Annotated in this window: 14 protein-coding genes and 5 tRNA genes; all 19 read right to left on the reverse strand. The window is 36.4% G+C overall.

The features are described from left to right. Positions 1 to 7: 7 nt before the first annotated feature. The 19 genes from EXIGUO8A_RS02255 to EXIGUO8A_RS02345 all read right to left on the reverse strand — a co-directional run bounded on the left by EXIGUO8A_RS02255 (position 8) and on the right by EXIGUO8A_RS02345 (position 16,438). Positions 8 to 322 carry a DUF3467 domain-containing protein gene (locus EXIGUO8A_RS02255; protein ID WP_116769913.1) on the reverse strand — a complete coding sequence of 105 codons (315 nt, stop codon included), beginning with the start codon at positions 320 to 322 and terminating at the stop codon, positions 8 to 10. Between the two features lie 56 nt (positions 323 to 378). Continuing rightward, positions 379 to 4,677: a DNA-directed RNA polymerase subunit beta' gene (gene rpoC / locus EXIGUO8A_RS02260; protein ID WP_159301785.1), complete on the reverse strand. Its 4,299-nt coding sequence runs from the start codon at positions 4,675 to 4,677 to the stop codon at positions 379 to 381. Between the two features lie 62 nt (positions 4,678 to 4,739). Further along, positions 4,740 to 8,549, reverse strand: a complete 3,810-nt coding sequence (rpoB, locus tag EXIGUO8A_RS02265; protein ID WP_116769915.1) for a DNA-directed RNA polymerase subunit beta — start codon at positions 8,547 to 8,549, stop codon at positions 4,740 to 4,742. Positions 8,550 to 8,681: 132 nt separating this feature from the next. Then, positions 8,682 to 9,059: a 50S ribosomal protein L7/L12 gene (rplL, locus tag EXIGUO8A_RS02270; RefSeq protein ID WP_116769916.1), complete on the reverse strand. Its 378-nt coding sequence runs from the start codon at positions 9,057 to 9,059 to the stop codon at positions 8,682 to 8,684. Between the two features lie 51 nt (positions 9,060 to 9,110). After that, positions 9,111 to 9,626, reverse strand: a complete 516-nt coding sequence (gene rplJ / locus EXIGUO8A_RS02275; RefSeq protein ID WP_116769917.1) for a 50S ribosomal protein L10 — start codon at positions 9,624 to 9,626, stop codon at positions 9,111 to 9,113. 25 nt (positions 9,627 to 9,651) lie between these two features. Beyond that, positions 9,652 to 10,341, reverse strand: a complete 690-nt coding sequence (gene rplA, locus EXIGUO8A_RS02280) for a 50S ribosomal protein L1 (protein WP_116769918.1) — start codon at positions 10,339 to 10,341, stop codon at positions 9,652 to 9,654. Positions 10,342 to 10,359: 18 nt separating this feature from the next. Beyond that, entirely contained in the window at positions 10,360 to 10,797 is a 438-nt protein-coding gene (rplK, locus tag EXIGUO8A_RS02285) for a 50S ribosomal protein L11 (RefSeq protein ID WP_058106002.1), read from the reverse strand. 79 nt (positions 10,798 to 10,876) lie between these two features. Then, positions 10,877 to 11,428 (reverse strand): transcription termination/antitermination protein NusG, encoded by a 552-nt coding sequence (nusG, locus tag EXIGUO8A_RS02290; protein WP_058106001.1) that lies wholly within the window; start codon positions 11,426 to 11,428, stop codon positions 10,877 to 10,879. 7 nt (positions 11,429 to 11,435) lie between these two features. Then, positions 11,436 to 11,624 (reverse strand): preprotein translocase subunit SecE, encoded by a 189-nt coding sequence (gene secE, locus EXIGUO8A_RS02295; RefSeq protein WP_081819476.1) that lies wholly within the window; start codon positions 11,622 to 11,624, stop codon positions 11,436 to 11,438. A gap of 54 nt (positions 11,625 to 11,678) precedes the next feature. Then, positions 11,679 to 11,754: transfer RNA gene (locus tag EXIGUO8A_RS02300), tRNA-Trp, on the reverse strand. A 98-nt stretch (positions 11,755 to 11,852) separates the two neighbouring features. Next, a complete protein-coding gene (gene tuf / locus EXIGUO8A_RS02305) occupies positions 11,853 to 13,040 on the reverse strand; it encodes an elongation factor Tu (RefSeq protein ID WP_116769919.1) in 1,188 nt (395 codons plus the stop codon). 55 nt (positions 13,041 to 13,095) lie between these two features. Then, positions 13,096 to 13,167: transfer RNA gene (locus EXIGUO8A_RS02310), tRNA-Thr, on the reverse strand. A 71-nt stretch (positions 13,168 to 13,238) separates the two neighbouring features. Then, positions 13,239 to 13,311, reverse strand: a tRNA-Gly gene (locus tag EXIGUO8A_RS02315). A 44-nt stretch (positions 13,312 to 13,355) separates the two neighbouring features. Further along, positions 13,356 to 13,437 (reverse strand) — tRNA-Tyr (locus EXIGUO8A_RS02320). Positions 13,438 to 13,464: 27 nt separating this feature from the next. Further along, positions 13,465 to 13,538: transfer RNA gene (locus tag EXIGUO8A_RS02325), tRNA-Thr, on the reverse strand. Positions 13,539 to 13,641: 103 nt separating this feature from the next. Beyond that, complete coding sequence (gene hpf, locus EXIGUO8A_RS02330) at positions 13,642 to 13,944, reverse strand: ribosome hibernation-promoting factor, HPF/YfiA family (protein WP_159301786.1); 303 nt, start codon at positions 13,942 to 13,944, stop codon at positions 13,642 to 13,644. A gap of 45 nt (positions 13,945 to 13,989) precedes the next feature. Continuing rightward, positions 13,990 to 14,883 carry a tyrosine-type recombinase/integrase gene (locus EXIGUO8A_RS02335; RefSeq protein ID WP_159301787.1) on the reverse strand — a complete coding sequence of 298 codons (894 nt, stop codon included), beginning with the start codon at positions 14,881 to 14,883 and terminating at the stop codon, positions 13,990 to 13,992. Between the two features lie 89 nt (positions 14,884 to 14,972). Next, positions 14,973 to 15,167: a 30S ribosomal protein S21 gene (gene rpsU, locus EXIGUO8A_RS02340; protein WP_058105996.1), complete on the reverse strand. Its 195-nt coding sequence runs from the start codon at positions 15,165 to 15,167 to the stop codon at positions 14,973 to 14,975. Between the two features lie 101 nt (positions 15,168 to 15,268). Further along, positions 15,269 to 16,438 (reverse strand): acyl-CoA dehydrogenase family protein, encoded by a 1,170-nt coding sequence (locus EXIGUO8A_RS02345; protein WP_159301788.1) that lies wholly within the window; start codon positions 16,436 to 16,438, stop codon positions 15,269 to 15,271. Positions 16,439 to 16,440: the final 2 nt, after the last annotated feature.

The raw sequence follows: 16,440 nt of genomic DNA on the forward strand, positions 1-16,440 counted from the left end.
CTTTTATTTATGCTTCTCCAGTTGGACCAAAATTTATTGGTATAGAAGGTTGTTCATAATCCTTTATTGTTCCGTGAGCTTTTTCGAAACGCTGTACATTATCATTCAATGCCTTTAAAAATTTCTTGGCATGTTGAGGGGTTAAAATAATTCTACTTTTAACCTTTGCCTTTGGTGCTCCTGGCATCATACTAATAAAATCAACAACAAATTCAGAGACTGAATGATTGATAATAGCAAGATTGGAGTATATCCCTTCTGCCATTTTCTCATCCAATTCAATATTTATTTGTTTCTGATTCGGATTTTTATTGTCACTCATGCGTAATTTATATTAAAAAAATAACCCTCAAATAAAATTTGAGGGTTATTGAATTATTAGAATCTTAATGCCTCTTTTCTGGCCATTATTTCATCATACTCTTCTTTAGACCCAACGATTATACTATCATAGTCTCTCATACCCGTACCTGCCGGAATCTTATGACCTACAATAACATTCTCCTTCAGACCTTCTAAAGTATCTACTTTACCACTTACAGCAGCTTCATTTAATACTTTAGTCGTTTCTTGGAACGATGCTGCAGATATAAATGATTTCGTCTGTAATGATGCTCTTGTAATACCTTGAAGTATTGGGGTAGCCGTTGCAGAAACTGCATCTCTAGCTTCAACCAATGCCTTATCTCCACGTCTCAATAAAGAATTTTCATCTCTCAACTCTCTTGGAGTTACAATTTGACCCGGTTTAAGGTTATCAGAATCACCCGCTTCCATTACCACTTTCTTACCAAAGATTTCATCATTTTCTTTAATGAAATCATCTTTATGAATCAATTGATTCTCTAAGAAAATCGTATCACCTGGATCCTGTATTCTTACTTTACGCATCATCTGTCTAACAACTACCTCAAAATGTTTGTCATTAATTTTCACACCTTGTAGTCTATATACCTCTTGAACTTCGTTCACCAAGTATTGTTGTACCGCAGATGGTCCTTTAATTGCTAAGATATCTTCTGGGGTAATAGATCCATCAGATAATGGCATACCAGCTCTAACATAATCGTTCTCTTGAACTAATATTTGATTAGATAGTTTCACTAGATATTTCTTAACCTCGCCTAATTTAGACTCAATAATGATCTCTCTATTACCTCTCTTTATCTTACCAAAAGAAACAACACCATCAATTTCAGATACTACAGCTGGGTTAGATGGGTTTCTAGCTTCGAATAATTCGGTAACTCTTGGAAGACCACCGGTAATATCACCTGCTTTAGCAGATTTACGTGGTATTTTCACTAAAGTTTTACCTTCTTTAATCTTATCTCCATCATCAACCATAATGTGAGAACCTACAGGTAGGTTATAAGAACGCAATGTTTCTCCTTTCGAATCTTGAATCAATAATGTTGGTATCAACTTCTTGTTTCTAGATTCAGAGATTACTTTTTCTTGGAAACCAGTTTGCTCATCTATTTCTACTTGATAAGTAACACCTTGCTCAATATTCTCATAAGCAATCTTACCTGGGAATTCAGAAACGATTACACCGTTATATGGATCCCAAGAACAAATAACATCACCTTTTTCAACCTTAGCTCCATTCTCCACAAATAATTGAGAACCATAAGGAATATTACTAGTACTTAACGTGATACCGGTTTTAGCATCAACAACTTTTATTTCAGTTGTTCTTGATATTACGATTTCTGCTGGTTTACCATCAGAACCTTCACCTGTTACCGTTCTTAAATCTTCGATTTCAGCGATACCAGAGAATCTTACCTCTAATTTATTATCTTCAGAAATGTTACCCGCAATACCACCTACGTGGAATGTTCTAAGTGTAAGCTGTGTACCCGGCTCACCAATTGATTGAGCGGCAACTACACCAACAGCTTCACCTCTTTGCACCATTTTATTGGTTGATAGGTTTCTACCGTAACATTTAGCACAAATACCTTTTTCTGCCTCACATGTAAGTGCTGAACGTACCTCGATTTTTTCAATCGGGGATGCTTCAACTCTCTTCACATCAGATTCCATGATTTGCTGACCTGCCTCAAGAACTAATTCTTCGGTCATAGGGTTATATACATCATGTAATGAAACACGACCTAATATTCTTTCACCTAAGCTTTCAACTACTTCTTCATTCTTCTTAAGTGCTTGTACTTCTACTCCTCTAAGTGTACCACAATCCTCTGTATTGATAATTACATCTTGAGAAACATCAACCAATCTTCTTGTTAGGTAACCAGCATCCGCCGTTTTCAAAGCGGTATCCGCAAGACCTTTACGAGCACCGTGGGTTGAAATAAAGTATTCCAAAATTGAAAGACCTTCCTTAAAGTTAGAAAGAATAGGGTTTTCAATAATTTCACCACCACCAGCAGTTGATTTTTTAGGTTTAGCCATTAACCCACGCATACCTGTTAACTGACGAATTTGCTCTTTAGAACCCCTTGCACCAGAATCAAGCATCATATACACAGAGTTGAAACCTTGTTGATCCTCACGGATACGTTTCATAGCTAACTCCGTCAACATAGCGTTAGTCGATGTCCAAACATCAATAACTTGATTGTATCTTTCATTATTGGTAATAAGACCCATGTTATAGTTGGCCATAATGCCATCTACTTGACCATTTGCCTCACCGATCATATCCATTTTTTCTGCTGGGATAATAATATCCCCTAAACTAAAGGACAATCCACCTTTAAAGGCGAATTCATAACCCATAGTTTTAATTTTATCCAAGAATGCAGCAGTTGCGGGTACACTTGTTACCGCTAAAATATCACCAATGATATTTCTTAAAGCTTTTTTATTCAAAACTTGGTTAATATAACCTGCTTCTTCTGGTACGTTCTTATTGAATAATACACGGCCAACAGTTGTAGGTATAATTTGATTAACCAACTCTCCTTCTTCGTTAAAATCTTTAGCCCTAACCTTAATACCTGCATTTAAGTTAACCTTACCTTCATTGAAAGCAATTTCTACCTCTTCTGCAGAATAAAAAGTTAAACCTTCTCCGATAATTGGAACTTCGGGAGTTGACTTACGCTCTTTGGTCATATAATAAAGACCCAAGACCATATCCTGTGATGGTACCGTAATTGGCGAACCGTTCGCTGGATTTAATATGTTTTGAGAAGCAAGCATTAATAATTGTGCTTCCAAAATAGCTTCTGGACCCAATGGTAAGTGAACCGCCATTTGATCCCCATCAAAATCCGCATTAAATGCAGTACAAGCCAATGGGTGTAGACGAATTGCCTTACCTTCTATTAATTTAGGTTGGAATGCTTGGATACCCAAACGGTGTAATGTAGGAGCCCTGTTCAATAAAACTGGATGACCCTTCAATACATTTTCTAAAATATCCCAAACTACAGGCTCTTTTTTGTCTATAATTTTCTTAGCAGACTTAACCGTTTTTACAATACCTCTTTCAATCAATTTTCTGATTACAAAAGGCTTATAAAGTTCAGCTGCCATATCTTTTGGAAGACCACACTCGTATAAGTTCAATTCAGGTCCAACAACAATTACAGAACGTGCAGAATAATCAACACGCTTACCTAGTAAGTTTTGACGGAAACGACCTTGTTTACCTTTCAATGAATCTGAAAGCGATTTTAATGGTCTGTTAGATTCAGTTTTTACAGCTGAAGCCTTTCTTGTGTTATCAAACAAAGAATCTACCGCTTCTTGAAGCATACGTTTTTCATTACGTAAAATTACTTCAGGAGCCTTTATTTCAACTAATCTTTTTAGACGGTTATTACGGATAATTACCCTTCTATAAAGATCATTTAAATCTGATGTTGCAAAACGACCTCCATCCAATGGCACCAATGGACGTAATTCTGGTGGAATAACCGGAATTACTTTCATAATCATCCATTCTGGTTCGTTTTCTCTATTCTCTTGAGATTCCCTTAACGCCTCAACAACTTGTAATCGTTTAAGTGCTTCAGTTTTTCTCTGCTTAGAAGTCTCTGTATTTGCTTTGTGTCTAAGCTCAAAAGAAAGCTCTTTAAGATTTATTCTACCCAATAAATCAATTAAACACTCTGCACCCATTTTAGCTATAAACTTATTAGGGTCAGAATCTTCTAAATACTGATTTTCTTGAGGAATCGTATCTAAAATATTCAAATACTCTTCTTCGGTCAAGAAATCCATTTTATTGATTTCTTCATCTTCTGGACCTTTAGCAATACCTGGTTGAATTACTACGTAACGTTCGTAGTAAATGATCATATCCAATTTCTTGGAAGGTAAACCTAAAAGATATCCTATTTTATTAGGTAATGAACGGAAATACCAAATATGTGCAACTGGTACCACCAAGTTAATATGACCTACACGATCTCTACGAACTTTCTTTTCAGTTACCTCTACCCCACAACGGTCACATACGATACCACGGTAACGAATACGCTTATATTTACCACAAGCACACTCATAATCCTTTACAGGACCAAAGATACGTTCACAGAATAAACCATCACGTTCTGGTTTGTGAGTTCTATAGTTAATTGTTTCTGGCTTTAAAACTTCACCTCTAGATTCTGCCAAAATAGATTCTGGAGAAGCTAAACCTATGGAAATTTTATCAAACCTTTTTACTTGGTTATTATCTTTTATTCTAGCCATAATAGCGTTCTGATAATGTTTTAATTTGTTTTACTTAATAGTCTTCAATACTAACTATTGAACTATTCTTCCAATCTAATATCCAAACCTAATCCCTTAAGTTCGTGCATTAAAACGTTGAAAGATTCTGGTAAACCAGGCTCTGGCATTGTTTCACCTTTAACAATGGACTCATAGGTTTTAGCTCTTCCGATAACATCATCAGACTTAACCGTTAATATCTCACGTAAAGTTGCAGATGCACCATAAGCTTCTAACGCCCATACCTCCATTTCACCAAATCTCTGACCACCAAATTGAGCTTTACCACCCAAAGGTTGTTGTGTAATAAGAGAATATGGTCCTATAGAACGTGCGTGCATCTTATCGTCTACCATGTGACCAAGCTTCAACATATAAATAACCCCAACTGTTGCAGGTTGATCAAAACGTTGTCCTGTACCACCATCGAATAAGTATGTGTGTCCGAATCTTGGAATACCAGCATCATCGGTATATTTATTGATCTCTTCTAAAGTAGCACCATCAAAAATTGGCGTAGCATACTTTCTACCAAGTTTAAGACCAGCCCAACCTAATACTGTTTCATAGATTTGACCAATGTTCATACGAGAAGGTACACCTAACGGATTCAATACAATATCAACCGGAGTTCCATCTTCCAAGAAAGGCATATCTTCATGACGTACAATTCTTGATACGATACCCTTGTTACCGTGACGACCTGCCATTTTATCACCAACTTTAAGCTTACGCTTTTTAGCGATATATACTTTAGCAAGTTTCATAATACCTGCTGGTAATTCATCTCCAACTGATATGGTAAACTTATCTCTTCTTAGGTTACCCTGTAAATCATTAAGCTTAATCTTATAGTTATGAAGAAGATCAGCAACTAATGCGTTTGTATCTGCATCTGTTGTCCAACTACCACCTACCAAGTGTGCAAAATCATCAACAGAGTTCAACATCTTCATTGAGTACTTCTTACCTTTAGGCAATACCTCTTCACCTAAATCATTAAGAACACCTTGAGAAGTTTTACCGTTTACAATCGTAAACAATTTCTCTACTAAAATATCTTTTAACTCTTGGAATTTTACTTCGTATTCCAATTCAAGTTTAGAAAGCTCTTCTTTATCTTCAGAACGTTTTCTCTTATCTTTTACAGATCTAGAGAATAATTTCTTATCAATTACAACACCTCTTAAAGAAGGAGAAGCCTTTAAAGAAGCATCTTTTACATCACCAGCTTTGTCACCAAATATGGCACGTAATAATTTCTCTTCAGGAGTTGGATCAGACTCACCTTTTGGTGTAATCTTACCAATAAGAATATCACCAGGTTTTACTTCTGCACCTATTCTGATCATACCATTTTCATCAAGGTCTTTTGTTGCCTCTTCAGAAACATTCGGTATATCATGAGTAAGTTCTTCAGCTCCCAATTTGGTATCTCTTACTTCAAGAGAATATTCATCAACATGAATAGATGTGAAAATATCTTCACGTACAACTTTTTCAGAAATTACAATTGCATCCTCAAAGTTGTAACCCTTCCAAGGCATAAATGCCACAGTTAGGTTTCTACCTAATGCCAATTCACCTTTTTCAGTTGCATAACCTTCACAAAGAACTTGTCCTTTCTTAACTCTATCACCAACTTGTACAATTGGTTTTAGGTTAATATTAGTTCCCTGGTTTGTTTTTCTAAACTTCACCAAGAAATAAGTCTTGCTATCTTCTTCGAAACTGATCAATCTCTCCTCATCAGTTCTATCATATTTGATGGTAATTTTCTGAGCATCTACATACTCGATTACACCATCACCTTCAGCATTTATCAATACTCTAGAATCAGAAGCTACTTGACGCTCTAATCCAGTACCAACAATTGGAGACTGTGGTTTTAACAAAGGAACTGCTTGACGCATCATGTTAGATCCCATCAAAGCCCTGTTTGCATCATCATGCTCCAAGAAAGGAATCAATGAAGCCGATATGGAAGCAATTTGGTTAGGAGCAACATCCGTATATTGAATTTCAGATGGATCTACTACTGGGAAATCACCTTCTTCTCTAGCAATTACCTTTTCAGCATCTATAGTACCATCTTCTTTCATAGGAATGTTCGCTTGAGCAATTTTCATTCCTTCTTCCTCTTCTGCACTTAAATATGCATAGTTCTTATAATCAACAACAGAGTCAGTTACTTTTCTATATGGTGTCTCTAAGAATCCCATTGGGTTTACTTTCGCAAACACCGATAATGAAGAGATCAAACCAATATTCGGACCTTCAGGAGTTTCAATAGGACATAAGCGACCGTAGTGCGTGTAGTGAACATCACGTACCTCAAAACCAGCACGTTCTCTAGATAGACCACCTGGTCCTAATGCCGATAATCTTCTCTTGTGCGTAATCTCTGCCAATGGATTCGTTTGATCCATAAACTGAGACAACTGGTTGGTACCAAAGAAAGAATTAATTACAGAAGACAATGTCTTGGCATTAATCAAATCTATAGGTGTAAACACCTCGTTATCACGAACGTTCATACGCTCACGAATTGTTCTTGCCATACGAGCTAGACCAACACCGAATTGAGAAGATAATTGTTCACCTACAGTTCTAACACGACGGTTAGACAAGTGGTCAATATCATCAATCTCTGCTTTTGAGTTAATTAACTCAATTAAATATTTTATAATAGTTATGATATCTTCTTTGGTTAAGACTTGCTTATCCATTCCAATATCCAACTGTAATTTCTTGTTCATTCTATAACGACCAACTTCACCTAAGTTGTAGCGTTGATCAGAGAAGAATAACTTATCTATAATACCACGAGCAGTTTCTTCATCTGGCGGTTCTGCATTACGCAATTGACGATAGATATGTTCAACAGCTTCTTTTTCAGAATTCGTTGGATCCTTCTGTAAGGTATTATGAATAATAGCGTAATCAGATTGCGCATTATTTTCTTTATGTAATAGAATTGTTTTTACATCTGCATCAATAATTTCTGCAATGTGTTCTTTTTCAAGAATAGTGTCACGATCTAAAACTATCTCGTTACGTTCAATTGACACTACCTCACCTGTATCCTCATCTACGAAATCCTCGTGCCATGTGTTCAACACTCTTGCCGCTAATTTGCGACCTAGTACTTTTTTAAGTCCGGCATTAGAAACCTTAACCTCTTCAGAAAGGTCAAAAATCTCTAAAATATCCTTATCACGTTCAAAACCAATAGCCCTGAACAAAGTAGTAACCGGTAATTTTTTCTTTCTATCGATATAAGCGTACATTACGCCATTGATATCGGTAGCAAATTCTATCCAAGAACCTTTAAAAGGAATTACCCTAGCAGAATATAATTTTGTTCCATTTGCATGGAAAGACTGACCAAAGAAAACCCCTGGAGATCTATGTAACTGAGATACCACAACTCTTTCAGCTCCGTTGATAACGAAAGTACCACTCGGAGTCATGTAAGGAATGGTCCCTAAATAAACGTCTTGTACAATAGTCTCAAAATCTTCATGTTCTGGATCTGTACAATATAATTTTAAACGTGCTTTTAACGGAACGCTATAAGTAAGACCACGCTCAATACATTCTTGAATTGAATATCTAGGTGGATCTATGAAATAATCAAGGAATTCCAATACAAACTGATTTCTGGTATCAGTAATTGGGAAATTTTCCATGAAGGTGTTATAAAGACCTTCATTACCTCTTTCATCTGATTTAGTCTCAAGTTGAAAAAAGTCTTGGAAAGATTTAATCTGAATATCTAAGAAATCCGGATAATCCGGTGTGTTTCTTGCAGAAGCAAAGCTTATTCTTTCAGTATTATTTGTGAACATCTACGGACAGTGTTTTGATCGTGAGTACTAGTTGGGTAGTATACCTCTTGATATACCTAATTCTATAAAAAGGCTTAGGTCTAAACGCAAAAAGCGCAAAGACCTAAACCAAAAGTAATATGGTTGTCGCTATTATTTAAGCTCAACTTCTGCTCCAGCTTCTTCCAATGATTTTTTGATACCTTCCGCTTCGTCTTTAGATACACCTTCTTTTACTGCTTTTGGTGCACTATCAACGATATCTTTAGCATCTTTCAAACCTAAACCAGTTAATTCCTTAACTAATTTTACAACTGCTAATTTAGAAGCACCTGCTGCTTTCAAAATAACGTCGAATTCAGTTTTCTCTTCTGCTGCTTCACCAGCTTCACCACCACCACCGGCAGCTACCGCTACTGCTGCTGCTGCAGGCTCAATACCGTATTCTTCTTTTAATATATCAGCTAACTCGTTTACTTCTTTAACTGTTAAGTTAACTAATTGTTCTGCGAAATCTTTTAAATCTGCCATTTTCTATCGTTTAATAAAATTTTTAAAATATACTTAGTTTATTGTGCGTACTTATTTTTCAGATAATGTTTTAAGGATACCAGCGATTTTACCACCACCAGACTTAAGACCAGAAATAACATTCTTGGCTGGAGACTGTAACAATCCAATTATTTCGCCAATCATTTCTTCCTTAGACTTAATGCTAACTAAAGCTTCTAAGTTTTCATCACCTATGTAAATTGCTTCTTCAACAAAAGCTCCTTTCAATAAAGGCTTATCAGATTTTTTTCTGAAGTTCTTTATTAATTTTGCAGGAGCATTGGCAACTTCTGAAAACATAAGAGAAGTATTCCCTTTTAACGTTTCAGGTAATTCACCAAATTCTTTATCAGAAGCTTCCATTGCTTTAGCAAGCAATGTATTCTTAACTACAGCTAGTCTAATATCAGCTTTAAAACAAGCTCTTCTTAAATCAGAAGTTGTACCTGCATCTAAACCTGAGATATCAGCCACGTAAATAGTGCTGCTATCTGCCAACTGCGTAGTCAAATCTTTTATAACCGTTGCTTTTTCTTCTCTTGTCATACTATTAATTTTTAACTACCAGTTGTTAAACTGACTTTGGATCTAATTGCAAACTAGGACTCATGGTACTAGACATGAAGATTGTCTTCATATAAACACCTTTGGCCGCAGTTGGCTTCATCTTATTCAAAGTATCCAACAACTCCTTAGCATTATCCGCTATTTTATCAGCAGAAAAAGAAGCCTTACCTATCGCAGCGTGTACGATACCTGTTTTATCAACTTTAAAATCTATCTTACCTGCTTTAACTTCAGATACAGCTTTCGCTACATCCATAGTTACAGTACCTGTTTTTGGATTAGGCATTAAACCTCTTGGTCCCAATACTCGACCTAAAGGACCTAATTTACCCATTACGCTTGGCATGGTGATAATAACATCAACATCTGTCCAACCGCCTTTAATCTTCTCCAAATACTCATCTAACCCAACATAATCTGCACCAGCCTCTTGAGCCTCCGCTTCTTTATCTGGGGTCACCAAAGCCAAAACCTTAACATCTTTTCCAGTTCCATGAGGTAATGTTACCACACCACGAACCATTTGATTAGCTTTTCTTGGATCTACACCCAAACGAACAGCTAAATCTACTGATGCATCGAATTTTGTATTGGTTATCTCTTTAATTAAAGCTGAAGCTTCTGTAACAGAGTATAGTTTATCTTTCTCTATTTTAGACTGAGCTTCTTTTTGCTTCTTTGTCAACTTTGCCATTTAATTACTTTTAAGATTTTAAAAAGGTCTTTTTCCTGCAACCTTCATACCCATTGAACGAGCAGTACCAGCTATCATACTCATAGCAGATTCTACTGTAAATGCGTTAAGGTCAACCATTTTATCTTCGGCGATCGCCTTGATTTGGTCCCAGGTAACACTACCTAATTTTACTCTGTTAGGTTCGCCAGATCCTTTTTTAATCTTAGCCGCTTCCAATAGCTGAATTGCCGCCGGTGGTGTCTTTACAACAAAGTCGAACGACTTATCTTTGTAAACGGTGATAACAACTGGTAATACTTTACCTGGTTTATCCTGCGTACGAGCATTGAACTGCTTACAGAACTCCATAATGTTAACACCAGCAGCACCTAAGGCGGGTCCAACCGGTGGCGATGGATTCGCTGCACCTCCCCTAACTTGTAGTTTAACTACTTTACCTACTTCTTTTGCCATTGTTTAAAATTAAATTGAAAGTGTGTTTACGGAAGCAACACTACTTTAATTATATGTATGTAACACTTAATTTAAATACTTAAATCTTTTCTACTTGCATATAGCTAAGTTCTAATGGTGTTTTTCTACCAAAAATCTTAACCATTACCTCTAACTTACGCTTTTCTTCGTTTATTTTCTCAACGGTTCCATTGAAGCCATTAAAAGGACCATCAATTACTTTAACCGTTTCACCAAAAACAAATGGAATAGCAACACTATCGGTATTAACAGCCAACTCATCAACCTTACCTAACATTCTGTTGACCTCATTCTTTCTCAAAGGAACAGGATCTCCACCTTTTGTTTCACCTAAAAACCCAATAACATTAGTTATCGATCTTATAATATGAACCATCTCTCCGCCTAAATTAGCTTTGATCATGATGTACCCCGGAAAATAAACCCTCTCTTTGTTGATTTTCTTTCCGTTTCTTATCTGAACTACTTTTTCCGTAGGAACAAGAACATCCTCTAAATAGTCTGAAAAACCATGACGCTCTACTTCACTTTCAATGTATCCTTTGATTTTATTCTCTTGACCACTTACAGCGCGTACAACGTACCATTTTTTCTCTAATACCTCTGACATAGTCCTATTAGTTTAAAACGTAGTTGAAATAAGACTTGATCACTTTACTAAAAACCGTATCTACACCCCATGTAGCCAAAGCAAAAAGGATAGAAAACACAGCTACAATCACCATAAGATTAGATGATTCTGCACGTGAAGGAAGAGTAACATTATTCCTTAACTCTTCAACGGATTCTTTTATATATGTGAACATTCAAATACTGTTTTACAATTTCAACAAATAGGATTATACACCCAAATTCTATTGTGGCACGGGAGGAGAGACTCGAACTCCCGACACCTGGTTTTGGAGACCAGTGCTCTACCAACTGAGCTACACCCGTATGAACGATGAATTAAATCACCTATTCTATATTTTGCATGTAAAGGTGTCCCGCTTGAGCAGGACACCCTTATACACAATACTCTTATTAGATTAAAATTAATCTATAATCTTAGTAACCTGACCAGCACCTACTGTTCTACCACCTTCACGGATAGCGAAACGAAGACCTACGCTCAATGCGATTGGCTGAATCAATTCAACTGTAATTGTAAGGTTATCACCAGGCATAACCATTTCAACTCCTGAAGGAAGTGCAATGTTACCTGTTACATCCGTTGTTCTTACGTAGAACTGTGGACGATAGTTATTATGGAATGGTGTATGACGACCACCTTCTTCTTTTTTCAATACATAAACCTCAGCTTCGAATTTAGCATGTGGCTTAACAGAACCTGGCTTACAGATTACCATTCCACGGCTAATTTGAGATTTTTCAATACCTCTTAATAAGATACCTACGTTATCACCAGCTTCACCTCTATCCAAAATCTTACGGAACATTTCAACCCCAGTAATAGTAGAGTTTAATTTCTCAGCACCCATACCGATGATTTCAACTGCATCACCAGTGTTAGCGATACCAGTCTCAATACGACCAGTTGCAACAGTACCACGTCCTGTAATTGTAAATACATCTTCAACAGGCATTAAGAAATCTTTATCAACATCTCTCTTAGGAAGCTCGATCCAATCATCAACAGCAGCCATTAATTCCATAACCGTGTCAACCCATTTTTGCTCACCGTTCAATGCACCTAATGCAGATCCAGCGATCACAGGCCCATTATCACCATCATACTCATAGAAAGAAAGTAATTCTCTAACTTCCATCTCAACAAGCTCGATCAATTCCTCATCATCAACCATATCCACTTTATTCATGAATACAACAATTCTTGGAATACCAACCTGACGACCTAATAGGATATGCTCACGTGTTTGTGGCATAGGACCATCAGTAGCAGCAACAACCAAAATAGCACCATCCATCTGAGCAGCACCAGTAACCATGTTCTTTACGTAATCCGCGTGACCAGGACAGTCAACGTGCGCGTAGTGACGGTTAGCTGTAGAGTACTCTACGTGTGATGTGTTAATTGTAATACCTCTTTCTTTTTCCTCAGGAGCGTTATCGATAGAATCGAAACTTCTCAATTCAGAAAGACCTGCATTTGCCAAAACAGTAGTAATAGCAGCAGTCAATGTAGTTTTACCGTGATCCACGTGTCCAATAGTACCTATATTTAAGTGCGGTTTGGAACGATCGAAAGTTTCCTTTGCCATGTTTAATGTATTTTAATCTTAGTTTATATTAGTGTACAAATTTATACCTTAATTGAGCCAATGACGAGATTTGAACTCGTGACCTCTTCCTTACCAAGGAAACGCTCTACCCCTGAGCTACACCGGCGTAAAGTGTTGAATCTACCATATAGCAGATTCCTGCCTTCGCAGGAATGACATTTTTTGTCAAATTTATAGAGCGGGAGACCGGGTTCGAACCGGCGACATTCAGCTTGGAAGGCTGACGCTCTACCAACTGAGCTACTCCCGCTTATAATATTACAATATTTCAATAAAACCCTTTAAAAAAATTTGTGGGGAGAGCAGGATTCGAACCTGCGAAGACGTAGTCAGCAGATTTACAGTCTGCCCTCGTTGGCCGCTTGAGTATCTCCCCTCAAACTATTATTTTAAAGAACTTCAGAGCCGATGGAGGGACTCGAACCCACGACCTGCTGATTACAAATCAGCTGCTCTAGCCAGCTGAGCTACATCGGCTTATTTTACGGTTTTTATCGCCATAAAAAAGCCCGCTATTTCTAACGGACTGCAAATGTATAGTATTTTTTGTTTATTCAAAACAAATTTTGAAAAATTTTTATCAAGCTTGTAATCTTAATTTCTGCTTTTGTTTTATTAGCCTACGTTCCAGGGAACTACAAGCAGAATCCACAGCCTCTTCAAATGACTTACATTGTTTTTTTACCACGAATTTATCTTTTGGAACCGAAATTTTTATCTCCACTATCTTATTCTCTTTTGCACTTGTATTTTCGACTTTCATATATACATCAGAGCTAATTACCTTAGAATAAAAGGTTTCCACCTTATCAAGTCTGTTTTGAAGAAAATTAATCAATTTTCTGTCTGCATTGAAATTTACCGATTGCGTATTTACTTTCATAGTCAGGAAATTTATAGGCTTTAAGAATTTAGCCAGATTAAACATTTATTTCTTATTTCCCCTTGGATGAGCATTTGCATGCACTTTTTTTAACTCTGCAATACTATTATGCGTGTAAACCTGTGTAGACGCCAAACTGGAATGACCCAGCAATTCTTTTACCGCATTTAAATCGGCACCTTTATTCAAAAGATGCGTTGCAAAGGTATGCCTAAGAATATGCGGACTCGTTTTCACCTTAGAGGAAACCTCTCTAAAGTACTTTTTTATTAACCTATAAACAAGTGTTTCATACAATTTATTACCTGACATAGTCAAAAACATAAATGCATCATCTTTAATATTAGCTAATGCGCTCCTGTTTTCTAAATAAACTTTAAATTTTTCTTTCGTCTCTAACAACATGGGAACAAAACGCTCTTTACTTCTTTTACCAAAAACCTTTATTGTCATGTTAGCAAAATCAACATCTGCCACTTTAAGCGATATAATTTCCGCCCTTCTCATTCCCGTTACATAAAGTACATGTATAAGCAATTCATCCCTTACACCTTCAAAATCGGCCGTATACTCAATTTCAGACAATACTCTTTTCATCTCATGCTCTGAAAAAGGTATTTCTATCTTCTTGGAAGTTTTTAATGCTTTATGTTTACTTAAAGGACTGACTTCTGAGACACCTATCTTTTGAAGAAATTTATAATATGCCTTTAGGGATGAAATTTTTCTATTTATAGTTCTATTGTTTATCTGTTTTTCTGCTAACACTACTATCCAATTACGAACCAATGCGTATTCTACAGAGTCAATATCATCAACATCATACACTGATTTACAAAATTCCACAAACTCTAAAATATCTTTTTGGTACGCCTTCACGGTATGTGCAGAGTAATTTTTTTCTAGAGTGAGATATGATATAAATTCCGACAAAAACATATATTAAAGGTATCAAAGTTTTAAATTACTTGATTTTAACGCAAAAAAAATCCCGCAAATTGCGGGATTTTTATTTTCTAGTACAAAGTCTAAACTTCTTCTTGATCTCTTAGACCTTGAATATATTCTGCTTTTTGTATTTGTGCTCTACGCTCAACTGAAGGTTTTGTGAACTGTTGACGTTTACGCAACTGTCTCATTGTACCTGTCTTATCAAACTTACGCTTGAAACGCTTTAAAGCTCTATCGATGTTTTCTCCTTCTTTTACTGGTATTATTAACATGGGCTACAACCTCCTTTCTTTATGATTAAGGCTGCAAATATACTAACTATATTCAAATGGGCAACCTTTAATCTACTTTTTAAATTTTTTAATTCAACCGACTAAACCGTAGCCGGCTTATATTCTTTTTTATCTATAATAATTTTAGAAATAATTTCTCTTAGTATTTCCGATGTTCCACCACCTATTGGTCCTAATCTACTGTCTCTAAAATTACGTGCCATCGGATAGTCTTCTATATAACCATAGCCACCTAAAAACTGTAAACACTCATAAGCCACCTCATCTGCAACTTTAGTAGACTTTAATTTAGAGATCGTTGCCTCTTTAACCACATATTGACCTTTATCCAGTCGATATGCTACAGAATAATTATATTCCTTACACATATCAATATCCGCATGAAGATCTACCACTCTATGTCTTAAAGCCTGAAATTGATTTATTGATTTACCAAAGGCTTCCCTTTCAGACATGTAGTTTAATGCATATTCCAAAACATGTTCTGAGCGAGCATGAGCATTTACACCCATTATCAATCGTTCCAAAGAAAAATGTTCCATTATATAGGAAAAGCCCATGTTTTCTTCACCCATAAGATTCTCTGCAGGAATTTTCACATTATCAAAAGCAAGTTCTGCGGTGTCAGATGCTCGCCACCCCAATTTATTCAATTTATTGGCGGTAACCCCTTCACTTTTTCTATCAACTGCAAAAATGCTAATTCCTTTATTCCCTAACTCCGGATTGGTTTTTGCCGCTACGATCATATAATCGGCATAAACCCCATTGGTAATAAAAGTTTTGGAACCATTTAAAATATAATGATCACCATTCTTGATCGCAGTTGTTCTCATTGCCGCAACATCACTACCTCCAAAAGGTTCTGATATACATAGACAACCTATTTTATCTCCATCTACGCTTGGGCGCAAATACTTTTCCTTTAAATAAGCATCTGCCTCTTTGTTTAAATGGGTCATAGCCAAATATGCATGAGCCCAAATTGCAGCTGCAAATCCACCAGAATTAATTTTTTGAAGCTCCTCTAACAAGATAATGGTATAAAAAAGATCAAGACCAAGACCACCATCTTCTTCAGGAGTTGCCAGACCAAAATAGCCCATATCACCAAACTTCTTCCAAATAAACCTTTCAATGGTTCCTGTTTCTTCCCACTTATCAATATGGGGAACTACTTCTTTTTGTAAAAAATCTTTAAGGCTGGCCCTAAATAGTTGATGTTCTTCAGTGAAGTACATACTTTGCATAG

Source organism: Maribacter litoralis (assembly GCF_902506355.1).
Lineage (GTDB): Bacteria > Bacteroidota > Bacteroidia > Flavobacteriales > Flavobacteriaceae > Maribacter > Maribacter litoralis.

Excerpts from the sequence above, each read along its gene's own strand:
- EXIGUO8A_RS02255 (WP_116769913.1), bottom strand. The coding sequence starts at position 322 with ATGAGTGACAATAAAAATCCGAATCAGAAACAAATAAATATTGAATTG.
- rpoC (WP_159301785.1), bottom strand. The coding sequence starts at position 4,677 with ATGGCTAGAATAAAAGATAATAACCAAGTAAAAAGGTTTGATAAAATT.
- rpoB (WP_116769915.1), bottom strand. The coding sequence starts at position 8,549 with ATGTTCACAAATAATACTGAAAGAATAAGCTTTGCTTCTGCAAGAAAC.
- rplL (WP_116769916.1), bottom strand. The coding sequence starts at position 9,059 with ATGGCAGATTTAAAAGATTTCGCAGAACAATTAGTTAACTTAACAGTT.
- rplJ (WP_116769917.1), bottom strand. The coding sequence starts at position 9,626 with ATGACAAGAGAAGAAAAAGCAACGGTTATAAAAGATTTGACTACGCAG.
- rplA (WP_116769918.1), bottom strand. The coding sequence starts at position 10,341 with ATGGCAAAGTTGACAAAGAAGCAAAAAGAAGCTCAGTCTAAAATAGAG.
- rplK (WP_058106002.1), bottom strand. The coding sequence starts at position 10,797 with ATGGCAAAAGAAGTAGGTAAAGTAGTTAAACTACAAGTTAGGGGAGGT.
- nusG (WP_058106001.1), bottom strand. The coding sequence starts at position 11,428 with ATGTCAGAGGTATTAGAGAAAAAATGGTACGTTGTACGCGCTGTAAGT.
- secE (WP_081819476.1), bottom strand. The coding sequence starts at position 11,624 with ATGTTCACATATATAAAAGAATCCGTTGAAGAGTTAAGGAATAATGTT.
- tuf (WP_116769919.1), bottom strand. The coding sequence starts at position 13,040 with ATGGCAAAGGAAACTTTCGATCGTTCCAAACCGCACTTAAATATAGGT.
- hpf (WP_159301786.1), bottom strand. The coding sequence starts at position 13,944 with ATGAAAGTAAATACGCAATCGGTAAATTTCAATGCAGACAGAAAATTG.
- EXIGUO8A_RS02335 (WP_159301787.1), bottom strand. The coding sequence starts at position 14,883 with ATGTTTTTGTCGGAATTTATATCATATCTCACTCTAGAAAAAAATTAC.
- rpsU (WP_058105996.1), bottom strand. The coding sequence starts at position 15,167 with ATGTTAATAATACCAGTAAAAGAAGGAGAAAACATCGATAGAGCTTTA.
- EXIGUO8A_RS02345 (WP_159301788.1), bottom strand. The coding sequence starts at position 16,438 with ATGCAAAGTATGTACTTCACTGAAGAACATCAACTATTTAGGGCCAGC.